The organism is Thermocrispum municipale DSM 44069, assembly GCF_000427825.1.
GTDB classification, from domain to species: domain Bacteria; phylum Actinomycetota; class Actinomycetes; order Mycobacteriales; family Pseudonocardiaceae; genus Thermocrispum; species Thermocrispum municipale.
Genome location: NZ_KE386595.1, coordinates 71,755 through 97,853, shown reverse-complemented (window position 1 = coordinate 97,853; position 26,099 = coordinate 71,755). Strand labels below are relative to the sequence as shown.

Below are 26,099 nucleotides of genomic sequence, written 5' to 3'. Positions count from 1 at the left end.
TGGTGCGTTGTGAGTGGTATCGACTTCGAAGCCGAGCTCAAGGACATCGCGGGCAAGCTGACCCAGGTCGAGGCCGTGATGGACCTCGACGCGTTGCGGGCCGCGGTGGCTGATCTGGAGCGCGAGGCGTCCAGCCCGACGCTGTGGGACGACCAGGAGCGGGCGCAGCAGGTGACCAGCGCGTTGTCCCGCAAGCAGGCCGAGCTGCGTCAGGTCACCGACCTGCGGCAGCGGTTCGACGACCTCGAGGTGCTCTACGAGCTCGCGCAGGACGAAGGCGATGCCGGCAGCCTGGCCGAGGCCGAGCAGGAGCTGCGCCAGCTGGCCAAGGACGTGGCCGGGCTGGAGATCCGCACCCTGCTGGACGGCCCGTACGACGACCGCAACGCCGTGGTGACGATCCGCGCCGAAGCGGGCGGAGTGGATGCCGCCGACTGGGCGGAGATGCTGATGCGCATGTATCTGCGCTGGTCGGAGCGGCACAGCTACCCGACGGAGGTGTACGACGTCTCCTACGCCGAGGAGGCGGGCATCAAGTCGGCCACGTTCAAGGTCTCCGCGCCGTACGTCTACGGCACGTTGTCGGTCGAGCAGGGCACGCACCGGCTGGTGCGCATCTCGCCGTTCGACAACCAGAACCGGCGGCAGACCTCGTTCGCGCACGTCGAGGTGCTGCCCGAGGTCGAGGAGGTCGACCACATCGAGATCCCGGAGAAGGACATCCGGGTCGACGTGTTCCGGTCGTCCGGCCCCGGCGGGCAGAGCGTGAACACCACCGACTCGGCGGTCCGGCTGACCCACTTGCCGACCGGCATCGTGGTGTCGTGCCAGAACGAGAAGTCGCAGCTGCAGAACAAGATCGCCGCCATGAAGGTGTTGCAGGCGAAGTTGCTGCAACGGCGCCAGGAGGAAGCGCGCGCGGAGCTCGACGCGCTGAAGGACTCCGGGTCCAGCTGGGGCAACCAGATGCGCTCGTACGTGCTGCACCCGTACCAGATGGTCAAGGACCTGCGTACCGAGCACGAGGTCGGCAATCCGGCGGCGGTACTGGACGGCGACCTGGACGGTTTCCTGGAAGCGGGTATCCGCTGGCGCAAGAAGAGCGCAGCGGCCGCGGAGTAGCACTCGGCCTTCCAGGCCCTGCTCGCTCCGACGGCTGCGGTCTCCGCGTCCCGCTCGCCTCACCCGGCGACCGCTGTCGGCCTCGCGCCCGGCTCGCCTCACCCGGCGACCGCTGTCGGCCTCGCGTCCCGCTCGCCTCACCCCGCGACCGCTCACGGCCCGCGCCCGGCTTGTCGGCCCCCGCGACCGCTGACGGTTCGCGCCCGGCTCTTCCGCTCGTTCGCCCCCTTCGCCGGCCGCCATCCCACGCGCTCCCGCTGTGTGGATCTTCCGACCCTCCTCGGCGTCGTGCGGGCCGACACTGTGGGCTCGTTCACCCCAAGGTGGGGTGGCGTGAAGCGCGACACCCGGGGACGCGGTGGCAACCTCGCCTTAACACCCGGATGGCGTAGGCTTCCACGTTGTGATCCGGCTGGAGAACGTGACCAAGCTCTACAAGACCTCGTCCAGGCCTGCCCTGGATTCGGTCTCCGTGGACATCGACAAGGGCGAGTTCGTCTTCATCATCGGACCGTCCGGTTCCGGTAAGTCCACCTTCCTGCGGCTGCTGCTGCGCGAAGAAGTGCCGACCAAGGGCAGGGTGTTCGTCTCCAACTACGACGTGGTCAAACTGGCCAGGCGCAGAGTCCCCCGGCTGCGGCAGACCATCGGCTGCGTGTTCCAGGACTTCCGGCTGCTGAACAACAAGACGGTGTTCGAGAACGTGGCCTTTGCGCTGGAGGTCATCGGCAAGCCCGCGCACACCATCCGCAAGGTGGTGCCGGAGGTGCTCGAGCTCGTCGGGTTGGAAGGCAAGGCGGACCGCATGCCCAACGAGCTGTCCGGTGGCGAGCAGCAGCGGGTGGCCATCGCCCGCGCGTTCGTCAACCGGCCGTTGGTGCTGCTGGCCGACGAGCCGACCGGGAACCTGGACCCGGACACCAGCCAGGACATCATGCTGCTGCTGGAACGGATCAACCGCACCGGTACCACGGTCGTCATGGCCACCCACGACCAGACGATCGTGGACTCGATGCGCCGTCGCGTGGTCGAACTCGATCTCGGTCGCGTGGTACGAGACGATGCCCGCGGCGTGTACGGCGTAGACCTGTAGCCCCGCCCACCGACAACCCCTGACCCCCGACGCAAGGACAGTTCGTCAGATGCGCGCCCAGTTCGTCTTCAGCGAGGTCGTCACCGGCCTGCGCCGGAACGTCACGATGACCATCGCGATGATTCTCACCACGGCCATCTCGCTGATGATGTTCGGCGCCGGGCTGCTGTTCAGCGAGACGGTGAACCGCACCGAACAGAACTTCATCGACGACCTCGAGGTGCGGGTCTTCCTGAACAAGGACATCAGCCGCAACGCCGAGCAGTGCACCGCGCACCAGCAGTGCGACGCGCTGTTGCGCGCGTTGCAGGAGCACCCCGCGGTCGACGACGTGGTGTTCACCAGTCAGAAGGAGGCGGTGGCCAAGGCGAGGGAGCTGTTCCGGGAGGACCCGGAGATGCTCGAGCTGCTCTCGCCGACCGCGCTGCCCGCGTCGCTGGACGTGCGGCTGGTCGACCCGAAGCGGTCCCAGGCCATCGTGCAGGAGTTCCAGAACCAGCCGGGTGTGGACAAGATCCACGACGGCGGTGAGGACGTCGACCGGCTGGTGGAAGGCCTCAACCTGTTCCGCAACGGCGCGTTCGTGATCTCGGTGGTGCTGTTGATCGCCGCGCTGCTGCTGATCGCGAACATGATCCAGGTGTCGGCGTTCACCAGGCGTACCGAGGTCAGCATCATGCGGCTGGTCGGCGCCACGCGCTGGTACACCCAGCTACCGTTCCTGCTCGAGGCGATGTTCGCCGGGCTGATCGGTGCGGTGATCGCGATCGCCGCACTGTTGATCATCCCGCCGTTGTTCGTGCCCGACACGTTCGAGGAACAGGTGCAGGGCCTGCTGCGGTTCCCCGACGCGCTCTACACCGGGGTAGTGGTGGCGCCGATCTTGGTGGTCACCTCGATGGTGATCTCCGCGCTGGTCGGCTACGTGACGCTGCGGCTGTACGTCCGGCATTAACGGCTCGCGCGCATCATTAGGCTGGAGCAATGCCGAAGGAACGTGGTCGCAAGGTCATCGTGACCAACCGCAAGGCGCGGCACAACTACTCGATCCTGGACACCTACGAGGCGGGGATCGTGCTGGTCGGCACCGAGGTGAAGAGCCTGCGGGCCGGGAAGGTGTCGTTGGCCGACGCATTCGCCACCGTCGACGACGGCGAGGTGTGGCTGCGCAACGTGCACATCCCGGAATACACCTACGGCACCTGGACCAACCACGAGGTGCGGCGCCACCGCAAGCTGCTGCTGCACAAGCGGGAGATCGAGAAGCTGATCGGCAAGACCAAGGAGGGCGGCCTGTCCCTGGTGCCGCTCTCGCTGTACTTCTCCGACGGCAAGGTCAAGGTGGAGTTGGCGCTGGCACGCGGTAAGCGGGCCTACGACAAGCGGCAGGACCTCGCCAAGCGGGACGCCCGGCGCGAAGTGGCCAGGGCGCTGGGCAGGGCGGCCAAGGGACGGTACGGGCGACGGTGAGTTTCGGGCCTGGTTCAGACGGGGTGGTCGCCACCTGGGTGCGCGATCTCGGGCTGCCCGGGTTGGTCGACATCCACGTGCATTTCCTGCCGCAGCGGGTCATGCGCAAGGTGTGGGCGTTCTTCGACGACGCCGAGCGGCACTACGGCACGGCCTGGCCGGTGTGGTACCGGGAGACCGAGGAGCGCAGGCTGGACATCCTGCGCAAGCTCGGCGTCGAGCAGTTCGCCCCCCTGGTGTACCCGCACAAGCCGGGCATGGCCAAGTGGCTCAACGAATGGGCGCGCGAGTTCGCCGCGAGAGAGCCGGACGCGGTGCCGACCGCGACCGTCTACCCTGAGCCGGACGCGGCCGAGTATGTCGAACAGGCGCTGCGGGCCGGGGTGCGCTGCGTCAAGGTGCACGTCCAGGTCGGTGCCTTCGACCCGCGTGATCCCCAACTCGAGGCCGTGTGGGGCATGCTGACCGACGCAGGCATCCCGGTCGTCGTGCACTGTGGCCATGGGCCGGTCCGTGGTGAGTTCACGGGGTTGGACGTCTTCGCCGAGGTGCTCGCCGAGCACCCGCGGCTGACCGCTGTGCTGGCGCACGCAGGCATGCCGGAGTTCGGCGCGGCGCTCGACCTTCTCGACCGCTTCCCGAACACCTATCTCGACACCACGATGGTGGGCACGCCGTTCGCCGAACGGCTCTCGCCGTTGCCGCCCGACTGGGTCGCGCGGCTGGCGGACGTTCCGCATCGAGTCGCGCTGGGCACGGACTTCCCGAACATTCCCTACCCGTACGCGACGCAGCTGCGGGCGATCGCCCAGTGGGCCGCGGCAGACGAGCGCCTGGGGGAGCAGTTCCTCCGCGCGGTGCTGTACGAGACGCCGAAGGCGCTGCTCAACGACGCTCGAGGTAGGTGAGCACGGCCCGCACCCGGCGGTGCTCGTCGCTCGAGCCGTCCAGCCCGAGCTTGGCGAAGATGTTGCCGATGTGCTTCTCCACCGCGCCGTGCGAGACGACCAGTTTGGTGGCGATGGCGGAGTTCGACAGCCCTTGCGCCATCAGTTCCAGCACGTCGCGTTCGCGCGGGGTGAGCTGATCCAGGGGATTGCGGCGACCACGAGTCATGAGCTGCGCGATCACCTCCTGGTCGAACACCGTGCCGCCCCGGCCCACGCGCCGGACGGCGTCGATGAATTCCTCCACGTCGGCCACCCGTTCCTTGAGCAGGTAGCCCACGCCCCCGGTGCCACCGGAGATCAGCTCCACCGCATAGCGCTCCTCGACGTACTGGGAAAGCACCAGCACCGGCAGGCCGGGAATCAGCTCGCGGGCCTTGAGCGCCGCGCGCAGACCTTCGTCGGTGTGCGTCGGTGGCATGCGCACGTCCACCACCGCCAGATCCGGCTGGTGTTGCTGCACGGCGGCCAGGAACTTCTCCCCGTCGTCCACCGCGGCCACGGTCTCGATTCCGGCATCGGCAAGCAGCCGCTGGACTCCCTCGCGCAGCAAGGCGGCGTCTTCGGCGATCACGACCCGCATGCTGGAACTGTAGCGGTGATCACCACGTGCAGGGCAGATCAGCGCGCAGCACGGTCCCGGGTCCGCTGCCGTTGCTGCTGGTGGTCGGGCTGACCACCGTCACGACGCCGTCGATGGTGGCGGCGCGGTCGGCAAGCCCGGCGAGTCCGCCGCCGGGGCGGAACTCCGCCCCGCCACAGCCGTCATCGGTCACCTGCACGACGACCTTGTCGTCCTCCCTCCATACCGCGACCTCGGCCCTGGAGGCCCTGGCGTGCTTGGCGATGTTGGTCAACGCCTCCCCGACGATGAAGTAGGCGGTGGTCTCCACCGCGTTGGGCGGGCGGTTGGTGACCAGCTCCGGTTGCACTTCGACCTGTACCGGCACCGGAGCTTTCGCTGCCACCGCGGACAACGCGGCGTCCAGTCCACGGTCACCGAGCACCGCTGGGTAGATCCCGCGGGCCAGATCGCGGAGCTCGGAAACCGCGCGCTTGGCGTCGGAGTGCGCCTCGTCCAGCAGCGCACGGGCGGCCTCCGGATCGGAGTCCAGCTTCGTCTTGGCCCGGCCGAGGTTCATCGCCACCGACACCAACCGTTGCTGGGCGCCGTCGTGCAGGTCCCGCTCGATGCGGCGCCGTTCCGCCTCGGCCGCGTCGATGCCGCGCGCTCGGGATGCCTGCAGCCGGCGTGCGCGGGCCTCGGCACGGCGCGCCTTGTCCGGGCCGAGGAGCGCGTAGGCCAGGTTCGCGTGCAGCCACCCGACGGCCGGTACCACGAACAGGCCGATCGGCACGATCACGATGCCGACGACCCCGAGCACGAACTCCAGGATCCCGATCGGGAGCATCAGCAGTACGTAGGCGAGGTCCCGCCACGTGGTGGGGTCGGACAGCCGGATCAACCAGCGGCGGAGCAGACCGCCTTCGGTGGGCACCCGCTCGGCCGCGGGGATCTCGCGGTTGAGCATGCGTGACACCCAGCGGCGTTCGGCGTCGCCGAACCAGCGCACCATGCCGGTGGCGATCATGAGCACCGGAATGCCGACCCAGATCAGCGTGGTCGGCACCCCGAAGGCCACGAACACGACGATGGCGACGAACTGCGCGATGCGCACGGGAAAGCTGGCGATCATGAACGTGATCGCCCGCAGGACCCCCGGCCGCGATGGGCTGGTCGCCTCTTGCGCGAGGCTCATGCCGTCATCCTGCCACCGCGTCGCGCTCCCGCGGGCCGAGCAGCCGGCGTGCGTACCGCGCATGGGTGCCTGCCAGCCATTGGGTGAACCGGACGGTGACGCCGAGCAGCAGCACACCGAGCGCGGCCACCGGCAACGCGTCGACGAACGAGTCGACGACGAACAACGGGCCGTCGGTCCAGCCGGGGAGGATCCACACACCGTCGGGCATCCAGCGGTAGTGGATCGGCAGCGTGACGAGTCCCAGGCTGAGGCCCCACAGCACGACCATCAGCACGAACTCGGCGATGCCCAGCGGGAAGAGCAGGAACAGGTAGAGCAGGTCACGCCAGCTCTGCGGATCCCGCACCCGCGCCGCCCAGCGCTTGCTCGCCGGACCTTCGGGCAGGGCTCGGCGGCCGTCGGCGATGACGGTGTTCAGCAGGGCCTGGGCCCGAACGCGTTCCAGTTGGGCGCCGGCTCGCCACAGGACGATCGCCGTCGCCAGCACGGGTAGCCCGACCCAGACGATCGCGGTGCTGGCGCCGACCGCCAGCAGTGTCACCAGCGTGACGAACCATGCGACGCCGAGCGGAAAGCTGAGCAGCAGGTAGGCCAGCGAACCGAACACGGGTGGCCGGCCGATCGTGCCGTGGTACTCGATACGCGTGGTGGTCCGGCCGGCATCGTCGATGTGGGTGGTCACGGCTGTCGGAGTCATGTCTTCAGCCTGTCCGACGGCGTGACCAGGGACCATGCGGAGCGCGGGCCGATTCATGGTGGGGCTGACCCCACCATGGGAGAAATACCGGGATAGCCCGGTATATGCCGGATATATCCGGGCGGGGAGAATCAGTCCATGACTGATCATCCGAGTGATGCTCTCGTCGTCGAAGACATCCATATGGCTTACGGCGACGTGCGCGCAGTGAACGGAGTGTCGTTCTCCGTTCGACAGGGGGAGTTCTTCGGCATCCTCGGTCCCAACGGGGCCGGAAAGACCACCACGTTGGAGATATCGGAGGGCTTGCGGAAGCCGGATGCCGGGTCCGTCCGGCTGCTGGGGGAGTCCCCGTGGCCACGCAACGTGCGACTGCTGCCGCGCATCGGCGTGCAGCTGCAGGCATCGGCGTTCTTCGAGAAGCTGACCGCCCGCGAGCAGTTGGAGACCTTCGGCGATCTGTACGGCTGCCCGCCCGGTCGCGCGATGGAAATGCTGGAAATGGTCGGCTTGGCCGAGAAGGCCAACACCCCGGACAACAAGTTGTCCGGTGGCCAGAGACAGCGGCTGTCCATCGCCTGTGCGCTGGTGCACGATCCGGACATCGTGTTCCTGGACGAACCGACCGCAGGCCTGGACCCGCAGTCGCGCCGCAACCTGTGGGACGTCCTGCGGGAGATCAAGGCGCGGGGTAAGACCATCATCTACACGACGCATTACATGGATGAGGCTGAGACCCTGTGCGACCGCGTGGCGATCATGGACCACGGCAAGATCCTGGCGTTGGACGCGCCCGCCGCGCTGGTGCGTGACCTGGACGCGGCGACCCGGGTGAGCCTGACGCCGGGCATCCTCCCCGAGGAGGAGGCCCGTCGGTTGCCCGGCGCGGAGTCGGTCGACACCGACGAGATCTCACTGACCATCACCACACGCACCCCAGCTCCGGTGCTCACCGCGCTGGCCGAGCGGCAGGCGTTGGACGGCCTGCAGGTGCGGACGGCCACGCTCGAGGACGTCTTCCTCGAGCTGACGGGGAGGGAGTACCGGGCATGACGGTCACCAATGAGGACGTCGGTCAGCAGGCCAGGACCGAGACGCCGTCGTCGTCACACTCGTTCAAAGCGTTGTCGCGGGCGGCGTTCAAGGGGTTCATCCGGGACAGGGCGACCTTGTTCTGGACGATCCTGTTCCCGCTGATGTTCTTGGTCATCTTCGGGCTGCTGTTCAACGACGGCGGTGAGAACAAGACCGAGCTCGGAGTGGTCGGCGACGGGCCGGTGATCACCGCGTTGGAGAAGACCGGCGCGGTGGAGATCACCGAGTTCGACAGCCAGGACGCCGCGCTGACCGCGGTGCAGGAAGGCGACGTGCCCGGATACGTCGCGGTCGACGGGGACACCGTCACGGTGCGCTACGCGGCCAGCAACCAGGCGAGCGCGGGCGTGATCAACGGCTTGGTCGACGGCGTGGTGAACAACGCGAACATGCAGGCCGCCAACGTCCAGCCACGGTTCACGGTGGACGCGCAGCAGGTCGAGGACTCGTCGCTGGAGCCGATCCAGTACCTGACACCGGGTCTGTTGGCGTGGGCCGTGGCGATGGGCGCGGTGTTCGGCTCGGCGCTGACGTTGGTGGTGTGGCGGAAGAACCAGGTGCTGCGCCGATTGCGGCTGGCGCCGGTGTCGCCGCTGGCCATCCTCAGCTCACGGCTGACGGTGTCGATCGGGATCGCGTTCGTGCAGGCGTTCGTGTTCATCGCGCTGGCGCTGCTTCCGGTGTTCGGGCTGCAGCTGTCCGGTCAGTGGTACTTGGCTGTCCCGCTGGTCGCGCTGGGCACGTTGGCCTTCTTCGCCATCGGCATGTTGGTCGGGTCGTTCAGCAAGACCGAGGAGTCCGCCTCCGGCGCGGCCAACCTGGTGGTTCTGCCGATGGCGTTCTTGTCAGGGTCGTTCTTCCCGATCGACCAGACGCCGGAGTGGCTCCAGGCGGTGTCGATGGTCCTGCCGATGCGGCATCTGAACGACGGGCTGAGCGCGGTGCTGGTGCGCGGCCAAGGGCTTGAGGCGATCCTGCTGCCGTGTGGTGTGCTGATCGCCTTCGCCGTCGTGGTCGGCTTCATCGCGTCGCGGGTGTTCACCTGGGACGACGCCTGACGCGGGGAACAATTCGCTGGCCGGGGACGTTACACTCGATGCGTTGACCCACTCGACAGGTGTTGAAGGGGGTGAACGGTTTCGACTCTGGGCGTTGATCCAGGGGAAGCGTGCCGGTGCAGGCGAGAGACCACCGTTAAGCGTCGTCGTAAACCAATAAGCGCCAAGACGAGTAGTCAGCGCGACTTCGCCCTCGCTGCCTGAGCGAGCGCGAAGTCTGTCGGCCCGGGAGCGCCTCCGTCCCGGTAGCCGGCATCAGCGAGGAGGCTCACCGTCGCGGGTCGGCCGCGGACGCGCGACGGGACATCAACAGCGGCTGGGCCCGTCACACCGGCTTGTTCACGTGACCGGTGGGGCCGAGTAGAGGCACAGTGAACTGCGCACGGAGAAGCCCTGGTGAGGCGACAGAGGACCCGGGTTCGATTCCCGGCACCTCCACCGATGGGGCCCCAGTTCCGCCACTGGCGGGCTGGGGCCTTCGTCGTGTGTGGCGGGTTCGACGCACACAGCTGCGCGTCGACGCTGCCCAGGTATGGAGCGCGCACGAGCTCCGCGTGCCGTCGTCTCCGAAGTCCCCTGACGGAAAGATCAACCGGCGGGCGCTGCGCGAGGACTAGTCCGTGCCGGTGACCTTGGCGCGGATCGCGTCGATGTCGGAGCGGTGACCGGTGACCAACACCTGGTCGCCGACCTCCAGCTTCTCCTCCGGGGCGGGTTTCATGACGGTCTTCTTGCCGCGCGTGACCGCGACCAGTGACGCGGTCGGGTGATCCGGGGCGACGAGCTCGCCGACCGTTGCGGGGTGACTTTGCGCCCGGATGGTCAGCCAGTCGATGGCGACCTCGCCCAGCACCGCGGGCGCTTCCTCGTTGTCACCGATCGGCTCGTAGTAGACCCCGGCCAGGACCGCGCCCAGCGTGCGCGCATACGCTTCCTCGAGCTTGATGACGCCGGAGGCCGACTCGGCGCCCGGGTCGAACGTGTAGAGATGCCGTGCGCCGTTGTTCAACACCACGACGGCCAGCCGAGAGCCGTCGTCGCACTCGATCTCGAACTGCCTTCCCAGTCCTGGCAAATCCCGCCTGCGCACCTCGACGTCCATATGGCCGACATTGACACAGTGGTGCGACGGCGGCAACAGCGGGGGCGGGTTGTTGCTGCCGAGATCGAGTCGATCACGTAGTTTGCATTCAGACCGTGCTACCGACCGGGAGGAGTTGCCCCGTGGCCCTCGATCGCGGTAGAGCGGCCCGCGACGAGGCGGCGCCGGCACCTCGGTTGACGCCGGACTGGCCAGGCTGGGTGGCGTGCGCGACGGCGGCGGTCGGATTTTTTGCGTGTCTGGTCGGTTGGCTGGCAGGCGGAGACGGGTTCTCCGTGCCGTGGGCGCCGAGCCTCGACCTGCATCTGAGCTTCCGACTCGACGGGCTCGGCGCGATCTACGGCTTGCTGGCCACCGGGATCGGCGCGCTGGTGTTCGCCTACGGCACGCGGTACATGACGCTGCATCTGGAGCACGAGCGCCGCGGCGCGGTCGAACGCTGGCGGTTCTGGCCCTGGATGCTGCTGTTCGCGATGGCCATGGTCGGCCTGGCGACGGCCCAGGACCTGGTGCTGGTCTTCGTGTTCTTCGACCTGACCGCGGTGTGCTCCTACTACCTCATCGGCTTCGACCGATCCGACAGCAAGGCGCGCACCTCGGCGGTGATGGCGCTGCTGGTCACGGTGGTTTCCGCGGTGGCCATGCTGATCGGCGCGGTCCTGCTGTACGCCGCGTACGGCACGTTCGCCATCCCCGAGCTGATCGAGCGAGTCGGGCCGTCGGAAACCACGACGGTCGCGGCCGCCCTGATCGCCGTCGCGGCACTGGCCAAGAGCGCCCAGGTCCCGTTGCACTTCTGGCTGCCGCGCGCCATGGCGGCGCCCACCCCCGTGTCCGCCTACCTGCACTCGGCGGCGATGGTGGCGGCGGGCGTGCTGGTGATCGGCCGGGTGCACCGGCTGCTGGAACGCAGCGAACTGGTGATGACCGGCCTGCTGGTGATCGGTGCTTTGTCGATCGTCGTCGGCGGCGTGTTGGCGCTGCGGCGCGACCGTCTCAAGCAGGTGCTGGCCTACTCCACGATCTCGCAGTACGGCTACATGGTGCTGCTGTACGGCATGGGCAGCAGCACGAGCAACGGCGCCGCCGCCTTCTACGTGATGGCGCACGCCGTCGCCAAGAGCGCCCTGTTCATGACGGCCGGAGCGGTGACCATGGCCACCGGCGAGGATCGGCTGTCGAAACTCGGCGGTCTCGGGCGGCGCATGCCGGTGCTGGCCGTGGCCTCCGCGGTGGCGGCCGCTTCACTGGCTGCGTTGCCGTTGACCATCGGGTTCTTCAAGGACGAGTTGTTCTTCGCCGCGGCCTGGGAGGAAGGGAGCGTCACCACCGTTTTGGCCGTGGTCGCTGCCGCACTGACCCTTGCCTACATCGGACGCTTCTGGGTCACGCTGTTTCTCGGCGCCGAGAAGGGTCAGGTCACCGAGCGGTCCGTCGTCATGGTCGCGCCGGTGGCGTTCCTCGCCGCGGTGACCGTCGTGGGCGGGCTGGTGACGGAGCCGTTCGCCCGGCTGGCGGCGAGTGCGGGCGAGGTGACCGCAGGCAGGCCGGTGGAGGTCGATCCCGGCTACCACCTCGAGCTCAGCCCGGAAAACCTGATGGCGATCGCCGCGTGGACCCTGGGCGGCCTGCTGTTGGCGGCGCCGAGACTCACCACTGTGCTGTCCCGGACCCTGGCGCGTGCCGGTGATCTGTTCGGTCCCCGCCGCGGTTACGAAGCGATGCTGCACGGTCTGGACCGAGCGTCTGCCGGAGTGCACGGGCTCGAGGTTCGTGATTTGCGCAGCAGCATCGCTGCCGTGCTGGTGCCCGCCGGTTTGCTGGTCGGCCTGGCTTTCGCGGCGACGCCCACGGACGGTGCCTTCGCGCTCGGGCACGTCAGCGGCGCCGACTGGGTGATCCTCCCGTTGCTCGGCCTCATCACCGTCGTCACGCTCGTGATCGCGCGCTCCAGGTCGCGACTGGCGATCGCGCTCGCGCTGTCGGTCGTCGGCTTCGCGCTGGCCGCCGTGTACGCGCTGATCGGCGCGCCCGACGTGGCGCTGGTGGCGGTGATGGTGGAGACGATGCTGGCGCTGGTGTTTGTCGCCGCGCTCGCCCGGCTGCCGCAGGAAGAACCCGACGAGGATCGGGGCTCGGTGGTGCGCAAGAAACGTCGCAGGCGTGACGTGGTCGCCGGATCGATCGCGGGGCTCGCCGCCTTCGTGACGGTGTGGGGCTTCTTGTCCAAACCGGCCGCCGAGAGTGTGTCCGACGACCACATCCGGCTGGCTCCGGAGGCACATGGCGGCGACGTGGTGACCGCCATCGTCGCCGACTTCCGTGGCCTGGACACGCTGGTGGAGATCACCGTGCTGCTGGTCGCCGTGATCGGTGTGGCCACGCTGATGCGCAGGGGGAAGACATGGTGAGGCGTAGCGGGCGCGGCGCGGCCCCGGACTCGGTCGTCCGGGTCGTCGCGCGCATGCTGCCTGCCCCGAGCGTGATGGTGGCCGCGGCGCTGATCGTCAAGGGTTACGCGGAGGTCGGGGACGGGTTCGCCGCCGGCGTGATCGTCGCGCTCGCGGTGTCGTTGACCTACGTCGCGGTCGGTGCGGACGGCGCGGAAGCCGTGCTGCCGGTGCTGCGGCATGCCCCCAAGATCGCCGTCACCGGGTTGCTGCTGGCGCTGGCCAGTGGTTTCTTCCCGCTGGTGTACGGCGAGGAACCGGTGTCGCATCAGCCGGCGCCGGGCGAGCCGCTGACCAAGTTCGGCAAGCTCGAACTGTTCACCCAGCTGCTGATGGACATCGGCGTGTTCCTGCTGGTGGTCGGCGTGCTGGTGATGTTGTTGCACCAGTTCGGCCGGTTGCGCGGAGAGGAGAAGTCATGATCATCGCCTTCGCGCTGGCCGCCGCCGTGTTGTTCGGATCCGGTGCCTACCTGCTGCTCAAGCGGGACCTGGTGCGAATGGTCGCGGGCATCATGCTGATCTCCCAGGCGGCGGTGCTGACCATCATCGCCTCGAGCCTCAACCGTGGGCAGGCGGTGATCCACGTCGGGCCGGATGACGACCCGAGCGACCCGCTGCCGCAGGCATTGGCGTTGACCGCGCTGGTCATCGGGCTGGCGACGGTGGCGTTGCTGCTGGCCATGGTGCACCGCGTCGTGGTGGTCTTCCGCACCTCCGAGCAAGATGCGCTGGCCGCGACCGAGGCCGAGGTCGAGGCCCGTCTCGAGCGCAAGCGGCAGGCCGACCGGGAAGAGGTCGAGGGCGTCGAAGGCGCCAAGGAGGACGACGCGGAGGCCATCGAGCACGAAGAGCTGGGGCGGGTGCGCTGATGCTGCTGTCGATCGCTCTGTTGTTGCCGTGGGTCGCGGGAGCCGTCCTGCTGATCGCCAACGGCCGCAACCGCGCGGTCGCCTGGCTCGCCGTGTCCACCCTGGTCGCGACGCTGGTCGTGCTGGCGTTCCTCGCCGCGGAGGTGTACGGCAACGGCAACGTCCGGGTGGTGACCGGCCACTGGCCCGAAGGCATCGGCATCGTGCTGGAGGCGGACCCGCTCGGGGTGACCTTCGCGCTGCTGTCGGTGTTGGTGGTGACCGCGGCGGCCGCCTACGAGTCGGTCGGCGGTGTGCGCACCAGGACGTTCCCCGGCCTGGTCGTCATCCTCGCCGCCGGCTTGAACGGCCTGTTCGTCACCGCTGACATCTTCTCCTTCTACGTTTTCTTCGAACTGGCCATGACCGCCTCCTACGCGCTCAGCGCATACGGCGGCAAGCGACGGCAGCTGCGTGCGGCTCTGGTGTTCACCGCGGTCAACCTGTTGGGTTCGTTCATCTTCGTGCTCTCGGTGGCCGGTGCCTACCGGGTGACCGGAACGCTGGCGATGGAGCAGATCGCCGAGCGGATGCTGGAAGTCAACCCGAACGCGGTGCTGCTGATCGCGACCGGGTTCTTCATCGCGTTCAGTGTCAAGCTCGGCCTGTTCCCGTTCCACTTCTGGCTGCCGACCGTGTACGCGGGCGCGCGCCCCTCGGTGGCCGCCATCCTCAGCGGCGCGGTGGCCAACATCGGTGCCTACGGTCTGCTGCGCTTCGGTGCAGGGTTGTTTCCGCAGCAGCTGGAACAGGCGGGCCTGGCGCTGATCATCCTCGGCGCGGTGTCGATCCTTTACGGCGGTGTGCTCGCCGTCTCCCGTGGTGACGTGGCCGAGATGTTGGCCTACTCGGCGATCGGCCAGGTCGGCTATGTGCTGGTCGCGCTCGGGGTGGCCGGGCCGGTCGGGCTGGTGGCCGCCGTGCTGTACAGCGTGGTCAACTCGCTGAACAAGGCGTTGCTGTTCCTGGCCTCCGGAGTGCGTGGCGCGCTGGTGGCCGGCGCCTTCGCCATCGGATCGCTCAGTGTGGCCGGGGTGCCGCCCGCGGCGGGATTCGTCGGCAAGCTGGAGCTGTTCCGGACCGGCATCCTGGCCGACAGCACCGCCTTGATCGTCCTCCTGGTGGCAGGCAGCGCGCTGTCGCTGGTCTACATGTTCCAGGTCTATCAGCGCTGCTTCTGGCGAGCCGATCCTGCGAAGGCCAAAGCCAGCCCGCTGCCGCAGCGACTGATCGCTGCGGGGCTTGCGGTGCTGGTGCTGGCCGGGGCGTTGTGGCCGGAACCGCTGCTGGCGTTGAGCGGGCAAGCGGTGGAGTCGTTGACGTCGTCCAGCCCGGGAGCGTCGTGATGGGCAAACAAGGAGGAATCCTCGGGCCGGTGGTGCGGATCGTGGTGCTCACCGCGATCTACCTGATGGTGCTGACCAGCATCGACCCGGCGGACATTCTCGTCGGTGTGCTGCTGGCGACGGCCCTGGTGCTGGCGGGCCGCAACGTCGGGATCATCCGAACCCGGTCGCAGACCCCGTTGCCGCGCAGGCTGGCCGGCGTGCCCGCGCTGATCGGCGGAACGCTGATCGACCTGGTCACCGGAACGTGGAAGACAGCGCGGTGGCTGATCCGCCGCGAGGTGGCGAAGTCGGACCTGGTCGAGGTGCCGATCCCGCCGCACGGCGGGCCGCAGTCCGCCGCCGCGTGGGGAGTCCGGGTCGGCTTCGTGCCGGACACCGTTGTCGTCGAGATCGACGAGGAGAAGGGACGCATGCTGCTGCACGTCATCGACGCGACCGACCCGGACGCGGTGGTCGCCGAGCAACTCGACACCTACCGACGGCGGCAACGCCGCGTGTTCCCGTGATCCGCCGTGCCTGACTTCATCGTCGTTCCCGCGCTGTTCTGGGTGACGTTCCTGCTCATCGCCGGTGGCGTCGCGCTGGTGCGCGCCCGGAACGTGCTGCAGCGCGTGGTGGCGCTGGACCTGCTGGCGATCATCGTCATCGCGCTGCTGGCGCTGCTGTGTTACCTGCGCGGTCAGCCGTTCTACTTCGATGCCGCGGTGGCGCTGGCGTTGCTGTCGTTCGTGTCGACCGTCGCCGCCGCCCGCTACCTCGACCAGGGAGGTCCGTTCGGATGATCTCGATCGTGCTCGAGGTGGTCGGTGGTCTGCTGTTGCTGATCGGGCTGGTGCTGCTGACCATCAGCGTGCTGGGTGTCCTGCGCCTGCCCACCGTCCTCGGGCAGTTGCACGCGCAGGGCCTGGCCACCGGCCCGGGCATCATCTGCATCCTTGCTTCGTCGATCGCCACCGAGGACATCCGGATCATCACGTTCGCCGCGCTGGCCATCGTGTTCGTCGCGTTGACGTCGCCGGTGTCCAGCCACGCGATCGCGCGCACCGCGCACCGGCGCCGCACCGCGCGGAAAGCCCAGGAAAGCGCGGAGGACAAGACGACGGAGAGCTGATCACGTGCGGTAGCCTCGCAGCGTGCCTGGGGAACAATCGTTACGGCTGCGTGCGCCCAAGAATCTGGTGGACCGGCGTGCGGTGACCTGGTGGACCGTGCGGGCATTGCTGGACGTCGTGCCGGTCGCCGTCGTGCTCGGTGTGCTCGCGGCCGTGCTCGAGGAGCCGCGGCCCTGGCTGGTCGCCGCGCTCGTCGCGACGCTGGTGGTCGGCATCCCGTACGTCTTGATCATGCCCCGCTGGCGTTACCGCGTGCATCGCTGGGAGAGCACCGACGAAGCCGTCTACGCCAGGTCCGGGTGGCTGTGGCAGGAATGGCGCGTCGCGCCGATGTCCCGGATCCAAACCGTCGACACCGTCCGTGGTCCGCTGCAGCAGCTGTTCCGGTTGTCCACGCTGACGGTCACCACGGCGTCGGCCAAGGGCGCGATCAAGATCGACGGCCTGGACCATGAGCTTGCCGCCGACCTCGTCGCCCGGTTGACCGCGATCGCGCAGGCCACCCCGGGAGACGCGACGTGACCGACGCCGAAGACATCGCCTGGCAGAAGCTGGACAAGCGCACGCTCGGCGTGACCACGGCCGGGATGCTGGGTGTCTGCGTCGCGATCGGTGTACCGGTCACCAGCGGATTGATCAACAACGACGCCCTGCCGGTGCCCCTGGTGCTGTTGTTGGTGCTCGCCGGCGTCGTCGTGGTCGTCGGTGCCGTAGTGCTCTACGACTACCTGCGGATCCGCAAGACCTGGTTCCGCGTGACCGACGAGAAGGTCGAGCTGCGCACCGGGATCCTGCGGCGGCAACACCGCGCGGTGCACCGCGAGCGGATCCGCACCGTCGACGTCCACGCCCACCCGTTGTACCGCGTCTTCGGCGTGGCCAAGGTGCACATCGGGACGGGCGAGCACGCCGAGTCCGAGGGGAGCCAGCTCACCCTGGACGCGGTCAGCCGTTCGTTCGCGGACATGCTGCGGGACGACCTGCTCACTCGGCCCGCGCCCACCGTGGACAGCGACGAACCCGTCGGCGAACCACCGCCGGTGCTCGCCGAGTTCGACCTCGGCTGGCTCCGCTACGTGCCCGTGAGCATCTGGCCCGGCGTGCTCGGCGTTGCCGCCTGCGGTGTGGCCTGGCAGATCACCGACTGGTTCGGCCTTCGCGACTCCGTCCTCGGCCAGGCGGCGGAGCTGATCCGTGAGCTGTCGCTGTGGACGGTGATCCCCCTCGCCGTGGTAGTCGTCCTGGTCGTCGGGCTCGTCGCGTCGTTGGCGTTCGGCGTGGAAGCGTGGTGGAACTTCCGGTTGCAGCGGACCGGCGACACGCTCCAGGTTCGCCGCGGGCTGCTCATCCATCGGTCGCTGTCGTTGGCCGAGGACCGGTTGCGCGGTGTGGAGCTGGTGGAACCGTACGGCGCTCGCTTGCTCGGCGGCGGACGGCTGGAAGCGGTGGCGACCGGCATTCGGGACAACAAGCCGGACCAACCAGGGGAGGACACCAAAGTTCTGCTGCCCGAGGCGCCGCGGGAGATCGCCCAGCGCGTCGCGGCGGAGATCCTCCGCGAACCCGAGTCACCGACGACGGCGGACATCACCGGCCACCCGCGAGCCGCGCTGCGCAGACGCTTGGTCTGGGCGGTCGCCGCCGTTGCCGTCGTCGAGGCCGTCCTGGTCGTCATCGGCCTCACGGTGACGTCGATCCTGCTGCACGTGGCGTGGATCAGCGCGCTCGTCCTGCTCCCGGGCGCACTGTTCGTGGCGATCGAGAACTACCGCAACCTCGGCCACGGTCACACCGCGGACTATCTGCTGGTCCGCTACGGCGTCCTGGCGCGACGGACGGCGGCGTTGCGGCGCAGCGGGATCATCGGTGTGACCGTGCGGCAGTCGCCGTTCCAGCGACGCCTCGGCCTGGCCGATCTCACCGCCACGACGGGGGCGGGCTCGGGCGCGTTCACCGCCTACGATGCCGATGCCGCCGAGGCGCTCGGCGTAGCCGGCCGAGTGGTTCCCGAGCTTCTCGATCCCTTTGTGGTGCGCGACTGAGCTACGCTTGCCCGGTACTGGAAAGACTGTTTCCTACTAGGAGCATCCGTGGCCGCCCGCCCCGCTACGCCCAGCCTGCTGCGCACGATCAACGATCGCAGCGCGTTCGAACTTTTGCTCACCGAAGGCCCGCTGACCCGCGTCGAGCTCGGCAGACGCACCGGGCTGTCCAAGGTCACCGCGTCACAGTTGCTGGCCAGGATGCAACAGCGGGGGCTGGTCGAGGTGGTCGGCACGCGCTCGGCGGGCCGCGGCCCGAGTGCCGAGGTCTATGCGGTCCGTCCCGGCTGCGCCTACAGCGTGGGGGTCGACCTGAACCCGGACTCCGCGCAGGTCGCGATCGCCGACGTCACCGGATCCGTGGTTGCCCGGGTGCGGCGGCCGGTGAACGGCGCGACGGATCCGAAGGGCTTGATCCACGAAACCGTCGCGGAGGTGACCGGGGAGGCGGGTCTCGACCTGGCGGCGGTCGACCAGGTCGTGATCGGTATGCCCGGTGTGGTCGATCCGGCCACCGGTGACATCGAGCTGTCGTTCGACCTGCCGGGGTGGCATCGCGGGCTGCGGGAGGTGCTGGCCGCGGATCTCGGCTGCGAGCTGACGTTCGAGAACGACGTGAACCTCGCCGCCGTGGCCGAGCGTGTCGAGGGAGCCGGACGTGACGTGGCCGATCTGGTGCTGTTGTGGGTCGGCCGTGGTGTCGGTCTGGCCGTCGTGCTGGGTGGTCAGCTGCACCGCGGGGCCACGGGTGCTGCGGGCGAGATCGGTTACCTGCCCATGCCGGGGGTGACGTCGCGGGCTCGGGTCGACCGGCCCGCGGAAGGCGCATTCCAGGGGCTGGTCGGCGCGGGCGCGGTCATGGAACTGGCCGCCGACCACGGCATCGACGCGCCGGACGCCGCGACCGCGGTCCGCATGGCCGTGGAAGGAGGCAACGAGTCGTTCCTGCGGGTGTTCGCCGACCGGCTTGCCCTGGGTGTCGCCGCGGTCTGTGCGGTGGTCGACCCGGCGCTGGTCATCCTCTCCGGCGAGATCGGGGCGACCGGCGGTGAGCCGCTGTGCGAGCTGCTGGCGGGCGGCGTGCGGCACATCGCGCCCGTGCACCCGCGCGTGGTGCCGACCGAGGTCGAGGAGCCGGTGTTGCGTGGCGCGGTGCTGGCCGCCGTCGAGCGGGCCCGGCAGGGCCTGTTCGCCTGACGTTATACAACCGTGACATCCGAAACTGAAAACTAACTTTACAGTGGTAGCCACCCACTGGAAGGAAACCTTTCATTTCCTCGACCTGGAGGTCCGACGTGGCCAGAACACGTGTCCTCACCGCACTCCTCGCCGCCGCAACACTGGCCATGACCGCGTGCGGCGACGGCGGCGGTAGCAGTGAAGCCGAGGTGCCGCAGAAGTCCGGGCCGGCGACGATCCGCTTGTGGATCAACGGTCCCGACACCCCGGAGTCCATGCGCAAGTGGCTGAAGACCGAATTCGAGAAGCAGAACCCCGGCTCCAAGCTGGTCATCGAGGAGCAGCAGTGGGAAGGCTTGGTCGAACGGCTCACCACGTCGCTGGGCAGCCCGAAGGAAACACCGGACGTGGTGGAGGTCGGCAATACGCAGGCCGCCACGTTCACCAACGTCGGTGCCTTCGCGGACATCACCGACCTGGTGCCCAAGCTGGGCGGCGACGACCTGCTGGAGAGCTTCGTGGAAGCGGGCAGCGTGGACGACAAGACCTACGCGGTACCGCTCTACGCGGGCTCGGCCTACGTGTTCTACCGCAAGGACCTGTTCGCCAAGTCTGACATCGAGGTCCCGAAGACGATGGAGGAGTTCGTCGCGGCGGCCAAGAAGCTCAAGCAGGACAACGCCGACGTGCCCGGCTTCTCCGGCTTCTGGCTCCCCGGCCAGGACTGGCGTGACGGGGTGGCCTTCGTGTGGGACGCGGGCGGTGACCTGGCGGTGCAGGAAGGCGACAAGTGGGTCGGCGCGCTGTCCAAGCCGGAGGCGCAGAAGGGACTGCAGCTGGTCAGCGAGCTGTTCAAGGAGGCTTCCGGCGCCCCGCGGGACGGGAACGAGGCCAACCCGCAGACGCCGTTCTGTGCCGACAAGGTGGCCATGGCCCTGCGGCCCGGCTGGTTCAAGGGCACGCTCGAGGACAAGAAGACCGGCTGCCCGGACATGGTGAAGAAGATCGGTGTGTTCGCGCTGCCCGGCTCGAACGGCGAGCCCGCGCCGGTACTGCTCGGCGGGTCCAACATCGCGGTGTCCAACAAGTCCGCGCACAAGGACCTGGCCCGCAAGCTGGTCGAGCTGATGCTGTCCGACGAGTTCCAGAGCCAGTACGCCGAGCACGGCCTGACCCCGGCGAAGGTCTCGCTGGCCAAGAAGTTGGGCGACGACGAGTTCGCCAAGGCCACCATCGACGCGGTGTCCAACGCCAAGCTGACCCCGGCCGCGAAGGGCTGGGCCTCGGTGGAGGGCGCGCGCATTCTGGAGGATCTGTTCGTCGGCATCGCCGAAGGCGGTGACGTGGCCGCGCTGGCCAAGAAGGCCGACGAAGCCATCACCGGTCAACTCGCCAAGGACTAGTGCCTGACATGTCCGCACCTCCCGCGGTGACCGAGGAGCGGCCCGCCCCGCCCCCGACGCAGGGCGGGCCCGCTCCCCGCGTGCAGCAAGGGCGTGACCCGCGCAGGCGCGGCCTCCTGCCGTACGCGTTCCTGCTTCCGACGTTGATCGTCCTCGCGGCCGCGCTGGGTTTCCCGCTCGTCCGCCAGGTCATCATGTCGTTCCAGGAGTACGGCCTGGCGCAGCAGTTCGGCCAGGAGCCGGAGTGGGTCGGGCTGGACAACTACGCCCAGCTGCTCGGCGACGGCTACCTGTGGACGGTGTTGCTGCGCTCGGTGCTGTTCTGCCTGGCCGTGTCGGCGGTGTGCATGGTCATCGGCATCGCGCTGGCCATGTTGATGACCCGCATCGGACGCACACCGCGGCTGGCCCTGCAGGTGGCGCTGCTGCTGGCGTGGGCGATGCCGCACCTGGCGTCACTGACGGTGTGGCAGTGGTTGTTCGACTCGCAGTACGGCATCGTCAACTGGCTACTGGTCAATCTCGGGTTCGACGACTTCGCCGGCCACTCGTGGCTGCTGAACCGGATGTCGTTCTTCGTGGTCGCGGGGATCGTGGTCGTCTGGATGAGCGTGCCGTTCGTGGTGTTCACCGTCTACGCGGGGCTGACCCAGGTGCCCGCCGACGTGCTGGAAGCCGCCGAGCTGGACGGCGCGAGCGGGTGGCAGCGGTTCCGCATGGTGACCGTGCCGATGATCCGGCCGGTGCTGCTCATCGTCGGCCTGCTGCAGATCATCTGGAACCTCAAGGTGTTCACGCAGATCTTCGTGCTGCAGGACGCCGGGGGCATCACGCGCGAGACCAACCTGATCGGCACCTACATCTACCGGCTCGGCATCGGGGAGGGGCAGTTCGGGCTGGCCGCCGCGGCCTCGTGGTTCATCTTGCTGGTCACCGTGGGGCTGAGCCTGTACTACGTGCGGATTCTGCTGAAGGACGAGGCCGCGTCATGATCCGATCGAGGCGTCGCTGGTTGCTGTCCACCGTGGCCGTGCTGCTGGCCGTGGTCTGGGCGTTCCCGGTGTACTGGATGATCAACAGCTCGTTCCTGCCGATCAACCGGATCCAGAGCGAGACCCCCACGTTCGTGCCGATCGACGGCACGGTCGACGCCTACGACCGGGCGTTCAGCGGCGGCTTCTTCAGCGCACTGAAGATGAGCATGGTCGTCACGCTGATCACCATCGGGGTCGCGTTGGTGCTGGCGTTCCTGGCCGCGTTGGCGTTGTCCCGCTTCCGGTTCCGGGGCAGGCGCAGCTTTCTGATCGCGGTGCTGGTGATCCAGATGATCCCGGCCGAAGGCTTGTTCATCTCCCAGTTCAAGCAGCTGGACGCCTGGGACATGCTGAACACCGTCGGCGGCTTGTCGTTGCTCTACATCGCCACGTTGCTGCCGTTCACCATCTGGCTGCTGCGCGGGTTCGTCAACGGTGTGCCGGTCGAGTTGGAGGAAGCCGCCATGGTGGACGGCTGCTCCCGCACCCAGGCGTTCGTGCGGGTGACGTTGCCGCTGCTCGCCCCCGGGTTGGCCGCCGCGGCGGTGTACGGATTCCTGCAGGCGTGGAACGAGTTCTCCCTGGCCTTGGTGGTGATGACGCGACCGGAGAACATGACGCTGCCGCTGTGGCTGCGCACGTTCACCGAGGCCAACCGGGTCGACGACTGGGCGGGCATCATGGCCGGCTCCGCGCTGATCGCCGTCCCGGTGATCATCTTCTTCCTGATCGTGCAACGGCGGATGACCGCGGGCCTGGTGTCCGGGGCGGTGAAGGGCTGACATGCGATCTGACCTGCGTGAACTCGCACTGGGAACGCTGTTCCCCGGATTCATCGGCAGCTTCGAGCCGCCCGACTGGGTGGTCCGGCTGGCCGCCGAGGGGCTGGGCGGGGTGGTGCTGTTCGGCCGCAACGTCGACCCACGGCGGGGTGACCTCGGGGTGGCGGAGCTGACCGGACAGCTGCGTGCCGCGCGTCCGGACCTGTTGGTGGCCATCGACGAAGAGGGCGGGGACGTCACCCGGCTGGATGCGGCGCAGGGGTCGTCGCTGCCCGGCAACGCGGCGCTCGGCGTGATCGACGACGTGGCATTGACTCAGCGAGTGGCCGCCGAACTGGGCGTTCGGCTGCGCACCTGTGGCATCGACGTGAACTTCGCGCCGGTCGCCGACGTGGACGCCGACGAGCGCAACCCGGTGATCGGTGTGCGGGCATTCGGCCCTGACACGGAGCTCGCCGCCCGCCATGTCGGCGCTTGGGTGCTCGGTCAACAAGGGCAAGGTGTCGCCGCGGCCGCCAAACATTTCCCGGGCCACGGTGGCACGGAGGAGGACAGCCATCTGACCACGCCGGTGCTGCGCGACTCGCTGGAGCAGGTGCGACGGCATGCGTTGCCGCCGTTCCGGTCGGCCATCAAAGCAGGCGTCAAGGTGGTGATGACCGCGCACATCGTGGTGCCCGACGTGGATCCGGACTCCCCGGCGACGCTGTCGCGCGAGATCATCACCGGCTTGTTGCGCGAGGAGCTGGGCTTCGACGGCGTGGTGATCACCGACGGTCTGGACATGCACGCGATCAGCCGCACCATCGGCCACGCCGAGGCGGGCGTGCGGGCGTTGCAGGCCGGAGTGGATGCCTTGTGCGTGGGGGGTGACACGGTCGAGCCCGGTCGGGTCGAGCAGATGGCCGAGGCCATCGTCGACGCCGTCGAGTCGGGCAGGTTGTCCCGCGACCGGCTCACCGAGGCGGCCGACCGGGTGCGCGCGCTGGCGCAGTGGTGCCGGAACGCCGACCAGGCGCGCGACTCGCTGCCCGCGGCGAGTATTGCCGCCAAGCAGGCGGTTCGTGCCCATGGCGAGGTCACGCTGACGGCTCCGCCGTTGGTGCTCGAGCTGTGGGACGGGCCGTCGGTGGCCGCCGGCGACGTTCCGTGGGGGGTCGGGGCGTTGCTGGCGGCCAAACTCCCCGGCACCGAGGTCGTCCGGCTGACCACCGACGACAGCGACGTGTCACGCGTGCTGGCGGATCACCCGGACCGCCGCGTGGTGATGTGCGTCCGGGACGCGCGGCGCCTGCCGTGGCAGGTCCGCGCGGTGCAGGCGGCGCGAGCCGAGCGGCCGGACCTGGTGGTGGTCGACCACGGGATCGGTACGCCGTCGAACGTGCTGGGCGAGCACTACGTGCTGGCCTACGGGGCGTCCCGGGTCACCGCCGAGGCGGCGTGCCGGCTGATGGTCGACTGACTCGCGCGATCCCCTGCGCGGCGCCCGAGTGTCCGGTGGAGGGAAGTTTCGACCTCGATCGGGGGATCCCTGCACCCGCGCGCTGGCGGTAAGTCCCGACCTCGATCCGGGCGGGGGAGTCTCGGGCGCCCGTCGTGGCGGAGGCCGGCTCAGGCGGGCGGAAGCATCAAGCGCCCGTCGCGATGGGGAGCCGACCCAGGCGGGCGAACGCATCGAGCGCCCCCGTGCCGTGCCCGGGAATTCGGCTCAGGTGAGGGGAAACTCGCGCGCCCGCAGCTCAGGCGAGCGAAGCCTCGAGCGTGATGGGGGTGGCCTTCAGCGCTTGACTCACCGGACAGTTCTCCTTGGCGTTCTCGGCGGCCTCGCGGAACTGGTCCTCGCTCATCCCGGGCACCGTCCCGCGCACCGTCAGCTTGATGCCGGTGATGCCTTCGCCCGGCTGGAAGGTCACGTCCGCGGTGGTGTCCAACGCCTGCGGCGGGTTGCCTGCCTGAGCCAGCACGTTCGACAAGAACATCGAGAAGCAGGCGGAGTGCGCTTCCGCGATCAGCTCTTCCGGGCTGGTCCGGCCGCCGGGGTCCTCGGCCCGCGCCGCCCACGTCACGTCGAACGGGCTCATGCCGGACGACTGGGGCGTGACGCGCCCGGAGCCTTCGAACAGGCTGCCTTCCCAGTGCGTGGTGGCCGTGCGAACGGTAGCCATCGCTGACTCCTCTCGGTGTGGGCTGTCCCGCTTCTCACCGTACGGCCGGCACGCCGGATCGGCTCGTTGGAGATTTGCCGGTTGGGCGCGTAGCGTTACGTGATGTTTCCGGCACGTGAAACCCGTTGGCGCAAACGTGCCAATGGCGCAAATGGCATTGTGTCGGTCATCACCGGTGCGAAGGATCGGGGCACATCCCGACGGTCATCGTGCCTTAAGGAGTGCTGATATGACGCAGGCCAAGCATTCGCGCCCCACCGAGCACAACAGCTTCACCGGCTTCTCGGCCCAGGCGCGCCAGGCCGAGCAGCTCCGGCGGGAGGCGGAAGCAGGCAGAGCGGTCATCACTGTTGCCGGACACAGCACCGACGCGGTCGAGTGCCGCGAACTTCTCGAGATGCTCGGGCTGGAGCCGAGCCTGGCTCGTTCTCGCTGAGCCCGTCCGGCTCACTTCTCGGTTCGCCCACGGATGAGGGCGGTCAGCCTGCGCGCCGCATCGCGCACGGGTTCGGCCAGGTCCGGCCATTGTTCGCCGCACGGCCGCTCGCCTTCGCAGACGTGGCGGAACGTCATGCTGATCGCGGCGATCGGATGGGCGGAGTGGTCCAGCACCGGGTAGGCCACCGAGGCGAATCCCGGCGTGACGAAGCCGTCCTCGACCGACCAGCCCTGCCGTCGTTCGTGGTCGAGCAGCCTGCGTAGGTCCGCAAGGTGGCGCGGCCCGCGCGCAGTGCGCTTGACGAAGTCGCGGCTGCCGGGGAACAGGGCGCGCACCTGGGCGCGTGGCAGGCGGGCCAGCATGCAGCGGCCCGAGGCGGTGAGCTGGGCCGGAAGCCGCACGCCGACGTCGGTGACCAACGTTTCCGGCCGCGCCGGGCGTTCCTTGATCAGGTACAGCGACTCGTTGCCGTGCAGGATGCCCAGGTGCGCGGTGTGCCCCTGCGCGTCGACCAGCTCGCGCAGGATCGGGCCCGCGAGCCGTTCCAGAGGTTCGTGCCGCAGGTAGGCCGAGCCGAGTTCGAACGCGGCGATGCCCAGCCCGTAGCGCCGCTCGTCCGGAAGGTGAACGACGAATCCGGCCGCGACGAGTTCAGCCAGCAGGTGGTAGGTCGTCGAGCGGGGGAGGTCCAGCTGGCGGGCGATCGCGGCGGCTGATTGCGGTCCGGCGTGCGCGGCGAGCATGCGCAGGATCGCCAGGCCTCTACGCAGGGCAGGCACGTCACTGCTCGTCCCCATGAGCTTCTCGCGTTCGCGGGTGTCTGGTATCCCAGACACATTACCGGTTCCCGCGGGTGAGGACCGAGCCCGCAGGGAGTCCAATGAGTA

The 26,099-nt window shown here is 68.7% G+C and carries 28 protein-coding genes and 1 other RNA gene; 23 read left to right on the top strand and 6 right to left on the bottom strand.

What is annotated here, in order from left to right; translation table 11 throughout:
• Positions 1-9 precede the first annotated feature (9 nt).
• The 5 genes from prfB to YWM_RS0121050 all read left to right on the top strand — a co-directional run bounded on the left by prfB (position 10) and on the right by YWM_RS0121050 (position 4,593).
• Positions 10-1,122: a peptide chain release factor 2 gene (gene prfB, locus YWM_RS0121070; protein ID WP_028852347.1), complete on the top strand. Its 1,113-nt coding sequence runs from the start codon at positions 10-12 to the stop codon at positions 1,120-1,122.
• A 403-nt stretch (positions 1,123-1,525) separates the two neighbouring features.
• The gene (gene ftsE / locus YWM_RS0121065) at positions 1,526-2,215 is read left to right on the top strand and encodes a cell division ATP-binding protein FtsE (RefSeq protein WP_028852346.1); all 690 of its coding nucleotides are present in this window, start codon (positions 1,526-1,528) and stop codon (positions 2,213-2,215) included.
• 49 nt (positions 2,216-2,264) lie between these two features.
• Positions 2,265-3,170 (top strand): permease-like cell division protein FtsX, encoded by a 906-nt coding sequence (gene ftsX, locus YWM_RS0121060; RefSeq protein WP_028852345.1) that lies wholly within the window; start codon positions 2,265-2,267, stop codon positions 3,168-3,170.
• A gap of 29 nt (positions 3,171-3,199) precedes the next feature.
• Positions 3,200-3,685 (top strand): SsrA-binding protein SmpB, encoded by a 486-nt coding sequence (gene smpB, locus YWM_RS0121055; protein WP_028852344.1) that lies wholly within the window; start codon positions 3,200-3,202, stop codon positions 3,683-3,685.
• On the top strand, positions 3,682-4,593 hold the full coding sequence (locus tag YWM_RS0121050) for an amidohydrolase family protein (protein WP_028852343.1): 912 nt from the start codon (positions 3,682-3,684) through the stop codon (positions 4,591-4,593). The genes smpB and YWM_RS0121050 overlap by 4 nt, the downstream gene beginning before the upstream one ends.
• Here YWM_RS0121050 and YWM_RS0121045 read toward each other — a convergent pair.
• Genes YWM_RS0121045 through YWM_RS0121035 form a run of 3 tightly spaced genes read right to left on the bottom strand, consistent with a single transcriptional unit; the run spans position 4,571 to position 7,092 of the window.
• Positions 4,571-5,215, bottom strand: a complete 645-nt coding sequence (locus tag YWM_RS0121045) for a response regulator transcription factor (RefSeq protein ID WP_028852342.1) — start codon at positions 5,213-5,215, stop codon at positions 4,571-4,573. The genes YWM_RS0121050 and YWM_RS0121045 overlap by 23 nt on opposite strands.
• 19 nt (positions 5,216-5,234) lie before the next feature.
• Complete coding sequence (locus YWM_RS0121040; RefSeq protein WP_028852341.1) at positions 5,235-6,392, bottom strand: sensor histidine kinase; 1,158 nt, start codon at positions 6,390-6,392, stop codon at positions 5,235-5,237.
• Between the two features lie 4 nt (positions 6,393-6,396).
• Positions 6,397-7,092 carry a sensor domain-containing protein gene (locus YWM_RS0121035; protein ID WP_084612583.1) on the bottom strand — a complete coding sequence of 232 codons (696 nt, stop codon included), beginning with the start codon at positions 7,090-7,092 and terminating at the stop codon, positions 6,397-6,399.
• A gap of 138 nt (positions 7,093-7,230) precedes the next feature.
• On the opposite strand from YWM_RS0121035, the gene YWM_RS0121030 reads away from it, so the two are divergent.
• The 3 genes from YWM_RS0121030 (at position 7,231) to ssrA (ending at position 9,686) form a co-directional block, all read left to right on the top strand.
• Entirely contained in the window at positions 7,231-8,145 is a 915-nt protein-coding gene (locus tag YWM_RS0121030; protein ID WP_028852339.1) for an ABC transporter ATP-binding protein, read from the top strand.
• Positions 8,142-9,245 (top strand): ABC transporter permease, encoded by a 1,104-nt coding sequence (locus tag YWM_RS0121025; protein WP_043662111.1) that lies wholly within the window; start codon positions 8,142-8,144, stop codon positions 9,243-9,245. Before YWM_RS0121030 ends, YWM_RS0121025 begins: the two co-directional genes overlap by 4 nt.
• Positions 9,246-9,312: 67 nt before the next feature.
• Positions 9,313-9,686, top strand: a transfer-messenger RNA (tmRNA) gene (ssrA, locus tag YWM_RS25985).
• 172 nt (positions 9,687-9,858) lie between these two features.
• Here the strand turns inward: ssrA and YWM_RS0121020 are convergent.
• On the bottom strand, positions 9,859-10,347 hold the full coding sequence (locus tag YWM_RS0121020) for a cation:proton antiporter regulatory subunit (protein ID WP_028852337.1): 489 nt from the start codon (positions 10,345-10,347) through the stop codon (positions 9,859-9,861).
• 122 nt (positions 10,348-10,469) lie between these two features.
• Here YWM_RS0121020 and mbhE point away from each other — a divergent pair, with 122 nt between their 5' ends.
• The 14 genes from mbhE to YWM_RS0120950 all read left to right on the top strand — a co-directional run bounded on the left by mbhE (position 10,470) and on the right by YWM_RS0120950 (position 24,070).
• Positions 10,470-12,758: a hydrogen gas-evolving membrane-bound hydrogenase subunit E gene (gene mbhE / locus YWM_RS24920; protein ID WP_084612582.1), complete on the top strand. Its 2,289-nt coding sequence runs from the start codon at positions 10,470-10,472 to the stop codon at positions 12,756-12,758.
• The gene (locus YWM_RS24915; protein ID WP_038044552.1) at positions 12,752-13,219 is read left to right on the top strand and encodes an MnhB domain-containing protein; all 468 of its coding nucleotides are present in this window, start codon (positions 12,752-12,754) and stop codon (positions 13,217-13,219) included. The genes mbhE and YWM_RS24915 overlap by 7 nt, the downstream gene beginning before the upstream one ends.
• Positions 13,216-13,668: an NADH-quinone oxidoreductase subunit K gene (locus tag YWM_RS24910; protein ID WP_052345361.1), complete on the top strand. Its 453-nt coding sequence runs from the start codon at positions 13,216-13,218 to the stop codon at positions 13,666-13,668. The genes YWM_RS24915 and YWM_RS24910 overlap by 4 nt, the downstream gene beginning before the upstream one ends.
• Positions 13,668-15,053 carry a complex I subunit 5 family protein gene (locus YWM_RS0121000; RefSeq protein ID WP_028852336.1) on the top strand — a complete coding sequence of 462 codons (1,386 nt, stop codon included), beginning with the start codon at positions 13,668-13,670 and terminating at the stop codon, positions 15,051-15,053. The genes YWM_RS24910 and YWM_RS0121000 overlap by 1 nt, the downstream gene beginning before the upstream one ends.
• On the top strand, positions 15,053-15,562 hold the full coding sequence (locus YWM_RS0120995; RefSeq protein ID WP_051309803.1) for a Na+/H+ antiporter subunit E: 510 nt from the start codon (positions 15,053-15,055) through the stop codon (positions 15,560-15,562). Before YWM_RS0121000 ends, YWM_RS0120995 begins: the two co-directional genes overlap by 1 nt.
• 6 nt (positions 15,563-15,568) lie before the next feature.
• Positions 15,569-15,838, top strand: coding sequence for an MrpF/PhaF family protein (locus YWM_RS0120990; RefSeq protein WP_028846810.1), 270 nt, complete (start codon positions 15,569-15,571; stop codon positions 15,836-15,838).
• Positions 15,835-16,167 (top strand): cation:proton antiporter, encoded by a 333-nt coding sequence (locus YWM_RS0120985; RefSeq protein WP_028846809.1) that lies wholly within the window; start codon positions 15,835-15,837, stop codon positions 16,165-16,167. Before YWM_RS0120990 ends, YWM_RS0120985 begins: the two co-directional genes overlap by 4 nt.
• A 22-nt stretch (positions 16,168-16,189) precedes the next feature.
• Complete coding sequence (locus tag YWM_RS0120980; protein ID WP_028846808.1) at positions 16,190-16,690, top strand: PH domain-containing protein; 501 nt, start codon at positions 16,190-16,192, stop codon at positions 16,688-16,690.
• On the top strand, positions 16,687-18,210 hold the full coding sequence (locus YWM_RS0120975) for a PH domain-containing protein (RefSeq protein WP_028852335.1): 1,524 nt from the start codon (positions 16,687-16,689) through the stop codon (positions 18,208-18,210). Before YWM_RS0120980 ends, YWM_RS0120975 begins: the two co-directional genes overlap by 4 nt.
• Positions 18,211-18,258: 48 nt before the next feature.
• Positions 18,259-19,407: an ROK family transcriptional regulator gene (locus YWM_RS0120970; protein WP_043662108.1), complete on the top strand. Its 1,149-nt coding sequence runs from the start codon at positions 18,259-18,261 to the stop codon at positions 19,405-19,407.
• 98 nt (positions 19,408-19,505) lie between these two features.
• Positions 19,506-20,792 carry an extracellular solute-binding protein gene (locus tag YWM_RS0120965; protein ID WP_043662106.1) on the top strand — a complete coding sequence of 429 codons (1,287 nt, stop codon included), beginning with the start codon at positions 19,506-19,508 and terminating at the stop codon, positions 20,790-20,792.
• Between the two features lie 8 nt (positions 20,793-20,800).
• A complete protein-coding gene (locus tag YWM_RS0120960; protein ID WP_084612581.1) occupies positions 20,801-21,784 on the top strand; it encodes a carbohydrate ABC transporter permease in 984 nt (327 codons plus the stop codon).
• On the top strand, positions 21,781-22,608 hold the full coding sequence (locus tag YWM_RS0120955) for a carbohydrate ABC transporter permease (protein ID WP_028852331.1): 828 nt from the start codon (positions 21,781-21,783) through the stop codon (positions 22,606-22,608). Before YWM_RS0120960 ends, YWM_RS0120955 begins: the two co-directional genes overlap by 4 nt.
• 1 nt (position 22,609) lies before the next feature.
• Positions 22,610-24,070 (top strand): glycoside hydrolase family 3 protein, encoded by a 1,461-nt coding sequence (locus YWM_RS0120950; protein WP_028852330.1) that lies wholly within the window; start codon positions 22,610-22,612, stop codon positions 24,068-24,070.
• 277 nt (positions 24,071-24,347) lie between these two features.
• On the opposite strand, the gene YWM_RS0120945 is transcribed toward YWM_RS0120950, so the two are convergent.
• Positions 24,348-24,773, bottom strand: coding sequence for an OsmC family protein (locus tag YWM_RS0120945; RefSeq protein ID WP_028852329.1), 426 nt, complete (start codon positions 24,771-24,773; stop codon positions 24,348-24,350).
• Positions 24,774-25,002: 229 nt separating this feature from the next.
• On the opposite strand from YWM_RS0120945, the gene YWM_RS24905 reads away from it, so the two are divergent.
• Entirely contained in the window at positions 25,003-25,209 is a 207-nt protein-coding gene (locus YWM_RS24905) for a hypothetical protein (RefSeq protein ID WP_043662104.1), read from the top strand.
• Between the two features lie 11 nt (positions 25,210-25,220).
• On the opposite strand, the gene YWM_RS0120935 is transcribed toward YWM_RS24905, so the two are convergent.
• Positions 25,221-26,009, bottom strand: a complete 789-nt coding sequence (locus tag YWM_RS0120935) for an IclR family transcriptional regulator (protein WP_028852328.1) — start codon at positions 26,007-26,009, stop codon at positions 25,221-25,223.
• Positions 26,010-26,099: the final 90 nt, after the last annotated feature.

Coding starts and splice junctions, on each gene's coding strand:
- ftsX (WP_028852345.1), top strand. CDS start 2,265: ATGCGCGCCCAGTTCGTCTTCAGCGAGGTCGTCACCGGCCTGCGCCGG.
- smpB (WP_028852344.1), top strand. CDS start 3,200: ATGCCGAAGGAACGTGGTCGCAAGGTCATCGTGACCAACCGCAAGGCG.
- YWM_RS0121045 (WP_028852342.1), bottom strand. CDS start 5,215: ATGCGGGTCGTGATCGCCGAAGACGCCGCCTTGCTGCGCGAGGGAGTC.
- YWM_RS0121040 (WP_028852341.1), bottom strand. CDS start 6,392: ATGAGCCTCGCGCAAGAGGCGACCAGCCCATCGCGGCCGGGGGTCCTG.
- YWM_RS0121035 (WP_084612583.1), bottom strand. CDS start 7,092: ATGACTCCGACAGCCGTGACCACCCACATCGACGATGCCGGCCGGACC.
- YWM_RS0121030 (WP_028852339.1), top strand. CDS start 7,231: ATGACTGATCATCCGAGTGATGCTCTCGTCGTCGAAGACATCCATATG.
- YWM_RS0121025 (WP_043662111.1), top strand. CDS start 8,142: ATGACGGTCACCAATGAGGACGTCGGTCAGCAGGCCAGGACCGAGACG.
- YWM_RS0121020 (WP_028852337.1), bottom strand. CDS start 10,347: ATGGACGTCGAGGTGCGCAGGCGGGATTTGCCAGGACTGGGAAGGCAG.
- YWM_RS24915 (WP_038044552.1), top strand. CDS start 12,752: ATGGTGAGGCGTAGCGGGCGCGGCGCGGCCCCGGACTCGGTCGTCCGG.
- YWM_RS24910 (WP_052345361.1), top strand. CDS start 13,216: ATGATCATCGCCTTCGCGCTGGCCGCCGCCGTGTTGTTCGGATCCGGT.
- YWM_RS0121000 (WP_028852336.1), top strand. CDS start 13,668: ATGCTGCTGTCGATCGCTCTGTTGTTGCCGTGGGTCGCGGGAGCCGTC.
- YWM_RS0120995 (WP_051309803.1), top strand. CDS start 15,053: ATGGGCAAACAAGGAGGAATCCTCGGGCCGGTGGTGCGGATCGTGGTG.
- YWM_RS0120985 (WP_028846809.1), top strand. CDS start 15,835: ATGATCTCGATCGTGCTCGAGGTGGTCGGTGGTCTGCTGTTGCTGATC.
- YWM_RS0120960 (WP_084612581.1), top strand. CDS start 20,801: ATGTCCGCACCTCCCGCGGTGACCGAGGAGCGGCCCGCCCCGCCCCCG.
- YWM_RS0120955 (WP_028852331.1), top strand. CDS start 21,781: ATGATCCGATCGAGGCGTCGCTGGTTGCTGTCCACCGTGGCCGTGCTG.
- YWM_RS0120950 (WP_028852330.1), top strand. CDS start 22,610: ATGCGATCTGACCTGCGTGAACTCGCACTGGGAACGCTGTTCCCCGGA.
- YWM_RS0120945 (WP_028852329.1), bottom strand. CDS start 24,773: ATGGCTACCGTTCGCACGGCCACCACGCACTGGGAAGGCAGCCTGTTC.
- YWM_RS24905 (WP_043662104.1), top strand. CDS start 25,003: ATGACGCAGGCCAAGCATTCGCGCCCCACCGAGCACAACAGCTTCACC.
- YWM_RS0120935 (WP_028852328.1), bottom strand. CDS start 26,009: ATGGGGACGAGCAGTGACGTGCCTGCCCTGCGTAGAGGCCTGGCGATC.